The organism is Minwuia sp. (assembly GCF_048263705.1).
Taxonomy (GTDB): Bacteria; Pseudomonadota; Alphaproteobacteria; order Minwuiales; family Minwuiaceae; genus Minwuia.
The window spans coordinates 278,874-285,597 of sequence record NZ_JBLXDV010000005.1; the positions used below are offsets into that span (position 1 = coordinate 278,874).

General features: G+C 64.4%; 8 protein-coding genes. All 8 read left to right on the forward strand.

Annotated features, from left to right (window positions below):
* Positions 1-4 precede the first annotated feature (4 nt).
* Positions 5-685: an ATP phosphoribosyltransferase gene (gene hisG / locus ACN0X7_RS09935; protein ID WP_417516683.1), complete on the forward strand. Its 681-nt coding sequence runs from the start codon at positions 5-7 to the stop codon at positions 683-685.
* The gene (gene hisD, locus ACN0X7_RS09940) at positions 669-1,961 is read left to right on the forward strand and encodes a histidinol dehydrogenase (RefSeq protein ID WP_417516685.1); all 1,293 of its coding nucleotides are present in this window, start codon (positions 669-671) and stop codon (positions 1,959-1,961) included. Before hisG ends, hisD begins: the two co-directional genes overlap by 17 nt.
* A gap of 5 nt (positions 1,962-1,966) precedes the next feature.
* A complete protein-coding gene (locus tag ACN0X7_RS09945; RefSeq protein WP_417516687.1) occupies positions 1,967-2,443 on the forward strand; it encodes a UPF0262 family protein in 477 nt (158 codons plus the stop codon).
* Between the two features lie 10 nt (positions 2,444-2,453).
* Positions 2,454-2,894, forward strand: coding sequence for a low molecular weight phosphatase family protein (locus ACN0X7_RS09950; RefSeq protein WP_417516689.1), 441 nt, complete (start codon positions 2,454-2,456; stop codon positions 2,892-2,894).
* A gap of 55 nt (positions 2,895-2,949) precedes the next feature.
* Positions 2,950-4,026, forward strand: a complete 1,077-nt coding sequence (locus ACN0X7_RS09955; protein WP_417516691.1) for a malate/lactate/ureidoglycolate dehydrogenase — start codon at positions 2,950-2,952, stop codon at positions 4,024-4,026.
* Positions 4,027-4,292: 266 nt separating this feature from the next.
* Entirely contained in the window at positions 4,293-5,159 is an 867-nt protein-coding gene (locus ACN0X7_RS09960) for an alpha/beta fold hydrolase (protein WP_417516693.1), read from the forward strand.
* Between the two features lie 14 nt (positions 5,160-5,173).
* The gene (locus tag ACN0X7_RS09965) at positions 5,174-5,929 is read left to right on the forward strand and encodes a competence/damage-inducible protein A (protein WP_417516695.1); all 756 of its coding nucleotides are present in this window, start codon (positions 5,174-5,176) and stop codon (positions 5,927-5,929) included.
* 18 nt (positions 5,930-5,947) lie between these two features.
* On the forward strand, positions 5,948-6,724 hold a 777-nt coding region (locus ACN0X7_RS09970), incomplete at its 3' end, for a hypothetical protein (protein WP_417516697.1).

A 6,724-nucleotide genomic window follows, 5' to 3' on the forward strand; every position in this document is an offset into this window, starting at 1 on the left:
CGCCATGACCGTTCAGAAATCCGCCCCGCAACCGCTTGTGCTGGCCCTGCCGAAGGGCCGCATCCTGAAGGAAGCCATGCCGCTGGTGCGTGCCGCCGGGATTGAGCCCGAGGCCGCATTCGACGACCCGTCCAGCCGGCAGCTGACCTTTGCCACCAATCATCCCCATCTGTCGATCATTCGTATCCGGTCCTTCGATGTGGCGACCTTCGTCGCCTTCGGGGCCGCACATCTGGGCATCGCCGGGAACGATGTGCTGATGGAATTCGACTATTCCGACATCTATGCGCCGCTGGATCTGGGCATCGGCTATTGCAGGCTTGCGGTCGCCGAGCCCGCCGGACTGTCAAAGACGGACGACCCGGCAGGCTGGTCGCACGTCCGCGTCGCCACGAAATATCCGGCGATCACCCAGCGCCATTTCGCCCGCAGGGGCGTTCAGGCCGAATGCATCAAGCTGAACGGCGCGATGGAACTCGCACCCAATCTGGGGCTCTGCCGCCGGATCGTTGATCTGGTCTCGACCGGCTCCACCCTGAAGGCCAACGGTCTGGTCGAGATCGAGCACATCGCCGACATCACCTCGCGTCTGGTCGTCAACCGCACGGCGCTGAAGACACGCCCCGAAGAGCTTCAGGGCTGGATCAACCGTTTCCGGAGTGCCGTCGATGCCGAAGCGGCTTGAGACCAGCGCGGCAGGCTTCGAAGCCGATTTCGAAGCGCTGCTGAACAGCAAGCGGGAGACCGATGCCGACGTCGATGACGTCGTCGCCGCCATCATCGCCGATGTCCGCGCGCGCGGCGATCGGGCGCTTGTCGATTACACGGCGCGCTTCGACCGGTTGCAGCTGGAACCGGGGAAACTGCGCTTCACCGCCGATGAAATCGATGCCGCGCGTGCGCAATGCGATGCCGAGACACTGGATGCGCTGGAACTGGCGGCGCGCCGGATCCGTGCCTTTCATCGGCGTCAGTGGCCCGACGACGATGCGCTGACCGACGAGGAAGGTGTCAGGCTTGGCGCACGCTGGAACGCCGTCGGTGCCGTCGGCCTGTATGTGCCGGGCGGCCTCGCTTCCTACCCCTCATCGGTATTGATGAACGCCCTGCCCGCGCGCGTGGCCGGCGTATCCCGCATCGCCATGGTCGTCCCGACGCCTGACGGCGTGATCAATCCACTGGTGATCGCGGCGGCCGATCTGGCCGGCGTCACGGAAATCTATCGTGTCGGCGGTGCCCAGGCGGTGGCGGCTCTGGCCTATGGCACCGAGACCATCGCAGCCGTGGACAAGATCGTCGGCCCCGGCAACGCCTATGTCGCGGCCGCCAAGCGCCGGGTGTTCGGTACGGTCGGCATCGACATGATCGCGGGACCGTCGGAAATCCTGGTCGTCGCCGACGGCGAGAACGACCCGGCCTGGATTGCCGCCGATCTTCTGTCCCAGGCCGAGCACGACGAATCCGCGCAGTCCATCCTGATCACCGACGATGCAGCCTTTGCCGATGCCGTCAGCGCTGCCGTGGACAGCCATCTTGCGGTTCTGCCCCGCGCCGACATTGCCGGGAAAAGCTGGCGCGATCACGGCGCGATCATCGTGACCGCTGCGCTGGAGGAGGCCATCCCCCTGGTGGACCGGCTCGCACCGGAGCATCTGGAGCTTGCAGTCGCCGATCCGAAACCGCTTTTCGACCGGATCCGCAATGCGGGGGCAGTGTTTCTGGGCCGTCACACCCCGGAAGCGATCGGCGATTACGTCGCCGGACCGAACCATGTGCTGCCGACGGCGCGCAGCGCCCGGTTCTCGTCCGGCCTGAACCTGCTCGACTTCATGAAGCGCACGACCTTCGTGAGCTGCGACGCCGAGAGCCTTTCGCGCATCGGCCCGGCGGCGGCCACACTGGCGGATGCCGAGGGCCTGCCCGCCCACGCGCTTTCGGTTCGCATCCGCATGAACCGCTGACCGCCATGTCCGATCAGAACCGCATCGCCGCGATCTCGCTGGACAACAGCTCCATCAAGAGCTGGGGGCCGGACGTGGATCACGAACGCAAGGTCGCGATCTTCGACCTGATCGAACAGAACAGCTTCCGCCCCGTCGGCGACGAATATCACGGGCCCTTCAATGTTCACCTGACCATCGAGGACAACCGTCTGGCGATCCAGATCTGCGGCGAGGACGATGTGGAACAGGGCCGCATCGTGCTGGCGCTGTCCACCTTCCGCAGCACCGTCCGCGACTATTTCAAGATCTGCGAGAGCTATTTCTCCGCCATCAAGACCGCCACGCCCTCGCGCATCGAAGCCATCGACATGGGCCGCCGCGGCATCCACAATCAGGGATCGGAGCTGCTTCAGGAAAGGCTGCAGGACAAGATCGAGATCGACTTCGACACGGCGCGGCGGTTGTTCACGCTGATCTGCGTCCTGCACATCCGCGCTTGAGGACCGGCCCTTGGAGCTTCCCGGAGCAGTCCTGTTCACCTGCACCGAGAACAGCGTCCGTTCGCCCATGGCCGAGGGCCTGCTGAAACAACTGATGGGCCACGCGATCTACGTCGATTCCTGCGGTGTGCGGTCGCGCGATGTGGACGGCTTCTCGATCGCGGCGATGGACGAACTGGGCATCGACATCAGCGGTCATCGCGCCAAGAGCTTCGACGATCTGGAAGACACATTCTTCGATGTGATCATCTCCCTGTCCCCTGAATCCCAGCACAAGGCCATCGAACTGACACGCACGATGGCCTGCGATGTCGAATACTGGCCAACCCTGGACCCCAGCCTGATCGAGGGCAGCCGCGAGGCCCGTCTCGACGCCTGGCGTCAGGTCCGCGACAGCCTGCGCAAGCGCATTCTGGAGCGCTTCAGCACAGGCCCCGCGCCAACTGTTTGAGCATCCCGTCGGCGCGGTCTATTGTCGGCGCACAAACGTTTCCTGGGGAGGAACCATGCCCACAATCGCAGCAGACCGGATGGAAGCCATGATGGCCACCATCGCCAAGGCCAACGGTTCGTCGGACGACGAGGCCCGGCTGATCGCCACCAATCTGGTCGAGGCCAACCTGAAGGGGCATGACAGCCACGGCATCGGGCTGATGCCGACCTATGTGAATGCCAGCCAGTTCGGCAAGCTGCGCCCCAACAGGCACATCTCGGTCGTGAAGGATGATGGCGCGATCCTGCTGCTGGACGGCAATGCGGGCTATGGACAGGCGATCGGTGTCGAGGCCATGCAACTGGGCATCGAACGCGCAAAAGAGCACGGGATGTGCCTGATGAGTCTGCGCAACAGCCATCATCTGGGCCGCATCGGCGCCTGGGGCGAGATGGCGGCGGATGCGGGACTGATCTCGATCCACTGGGTGAACGGCATCACCAAGATGCCGCTGGTGGCTCCCTATGGCGGTTCGGACGCGCGCTACACGACAAATCCCTATTGCACCGCCATTCCCGAGACCCCGGAACATCCGCGGATCATCTTCGACATGGCCACCACCAAGGTGGCCCAGGGCAAGGTGCGGGTCGCCTTCAACAAGGGCGTCGAAGTGCCCCCGGACTGCCTGATCGACAATCGCGGCGTGATGACCCAGGACCCGTCGGTGATGTTCAATGAACCCACCGGCGCGCTGATGTCGGTCGGCCAGCACAAGGGCTATGGCCTGGCACTGATCTGCGAGATCCTGGCGGGCGGCCTCTCGGGTGGCGGCACGTTCCTGCCCGAACGCTCGGACGGCTGGTCCATCATCAACAACATGCTGACCATCATCGTCGATCCGGCGCGGCTGGGATCGACCGACGCCCTGCTGGCCGAGGTCGACATGTTCATCAAGCACGTGAAGGCCTCGCCCCCCGCGCCAGGCGTCGAGGAGGTCATGGTGCCGGGCGATCCGGAGCGGAAATCATCCGCCGAGCGGAGCGCCAACGGTCTGCCGATTGACGATCAGACATGGGAAGAACTGGTGCAGTGCGCCATTCAGGTCGGTATTGCCGAGGATGTGGCGCGCGGTTTCGGCAATCCCGCTTAGCGATGGCTAGAATACGCTGCCGCCCGGCGTGCGGCTCGGTGTTCTGGGTTCTGACGTGTTCCTGCTGCGGCAATCGCGATATTCGGGCGTGCCCGGCGTCGCATCGGAAAATCCGCACGATCCGCCACCGACCCGGCTGCGTCCCGTATCGACAATCTCACAAGCGCTCAGAGCCAGAACACCGGCCAGCGCCACACCAACTTTCAGGAAACAAAACACATGCATGCGCAGATTATTAGGATGCAAATCACAGCAGGTCGAGTGAAATGAGCAGCGCCGCGTCATCTACTCTGGTTCAGTGCCAGTCGCGCGACGGGCTGACCCTCGTCGGCGACAGCTACGGTCCTGAAGACGGGCCGCCGGTGCTGTTCATGCACGGCGGCGGCCAGACCCGCCACAGCTGGGGCGGCACGGCACAGTCCATGGCCGCGCGCGGCTGGCGGGCCATCACGGTCGATCACCGTGGCCATGGCGACAGCGCATGGTCCCCGGAGGGACGATACAGCTATCACGACATCGCCGACGATGCGCGCGCGTGGGCCGGGTATCTGGGCGGCAAGCCGGTTCTGATCGGCGCTTCGCTGGGCGGACTCGGCTGCATGGTGGCGGTCGGCCACGAACCGAAACTGCAGGCGACCGCACTGATCCTCGTCGATATCGCACCGATGGTCGAAGCGAAGGGTGCCGACCGTATTCTGGATTTCATGAAAGCGAACATGGCCGAAGGCTTCGCGACGCTGGAGGATGCCGCGGCGGCCGTTTCGGCCTACACGCCCGAACGCAAGCGGGCCGTCGATCTCAACTCGATCCGAAAGAACCTGCGCGAACGTGACGGACGGTGGTTCTGGCACTGGGACCCGAAGACGATCGTTGGAAAATCGGGTGTCGATACCAGGCTGGATGAAGAAGCCCGCGCCCAGGGCGTTCGGGATGCCGACTGCCCGATCCTGCTGGTCCGGGGCCGCTTCTCGGATGTCGTCAGCCCGGAATCGGTGAAACATCTGATGGCGCTGCGTCCCGATGCGGGTTTCGTTGACGTGGGCGGTGCCGGGCATATGGTGGCGGGCGATCGCAACGATGTGTTCACCGATGCCGTCATCGGCTTTCTGGATGAACGCGGACTCATGAAGTAAGGAACGCGCCTGACATGCCCGCAGAACCAAAGATCGTCACGGCCGCGCTGATCATCATCGGCAACGAGATCCTGTCCGGCCGGACCAAGGACAAGAACATGGGGTTCATCGCCGACCGGCTGACCGCACTGGGTATCCGGATGCTGGAAGCACGCGTCGTTGCCGACATCGAGGCCGAGATCGTCGAGGCGGTCAACGCCCTGCGGGCAAAATACGATTACGTCTTCACGACGGGCGGCATCGGTCCGACCCATGACGACATCACGGCGGACTGTATTGCAAAGGCGTTTGGTGTCGGCATCTCGGAACATCCGGACGCGGTGGCGCTGCTCTCGGCCCGCTACAAGAATCCCAGCGACTTCACCGAGGCCCGCCGCCGGATGACGCGTATTCCGCACGGGGGCGTGCTGGTCGAGAATCCCGTCAGCACCGCGCCCGGCTTCCGGGTCGAGAACGTCTATACGTTCGCGGGCATCCCCGCCGTCATGCAGGCCATGTTCGAAAGCATCGCCCACGAGCTGGTCGGCGGCGATCCGCTGTTGAGCCGTTCGGTGAGCGCATTCCTGCCCGAAGGCATCATCGCCACGCCGCTGCAGAAGATCGAGACAGACTTTCCCGGCATCGAGGCCGGCAGCTACCCGTTCCAGCGCGACGGGCGGTTCGGCTCCTCGCTGGTGCTGCGCTCGACGGATGCCGAACTGCTCGACCGCGCAACTCAGGCCCTGAAGGCCGTGATCATCGAACTCGGTGGCGATCCGATAGAGGGCTGAACCATTCGCTCTCCGCTTGTGATCCTTTTCCTTCTGTTCAGCCCGGCCGGTGCTGCGGCGACCGAACCGACCGAACTGCCGGTCCTGGCAAAGGTGGAACCGTGGACCCACGCCGCGAAACCCGTCGGCTATCGCGGCCGTATCTGGTTTGCCAACGCGAACCGCTGGCCGGAACACAACTCGGCCGACATCTGGTCGATGCGGCCCGACGGGTCCGGGCTGCGCATGGAACGCCGCCTGTTCAGCCAGGATGTGGGCGAACCCGCCGTGCATGACGGCCTGCTCTACTGGCCGTTCGAGGACCCCCGCGTCTCGCTCGGCTGGGGACAGATCGCCGTCACCAATGGCCGGGACTGGCAGGTTCTGGAGACGGGCGTAGGCCGACAGTTCCACGTCCACGGCATCTATCCGCGCGGAGACACGCTCTATGCCGCCGCCTCGTCATGGTCGGCCCAGATCCTTCGATCCGGTGATCGGGGGCTTTCCTGGGATATCCTGTATGCGGCAGCGCGACAGGAAAAGCGCTACAGCCGGACGTATCAGCTCGTGCCGACGGCGAACGGTCTGCTCGGCGACCTGATCGAATTCGGAGGTGGACCCCGCAGCTTTTCCCTTCTGCGGCACGCAGGCGGAGAACCCCAATCCTTCGCGGGCTGGCCGGCGGACGACGGTCTCGTCCGGCGCGCCTTGCAGACGCCCGACGGGCCGCTGGTGCTGATAGAGCGTTTTTCGTTTTCATGGAATCACCATGAAAACGAAATAACGCAACTCGCACAGGTAGTTGCCATTCTTGAA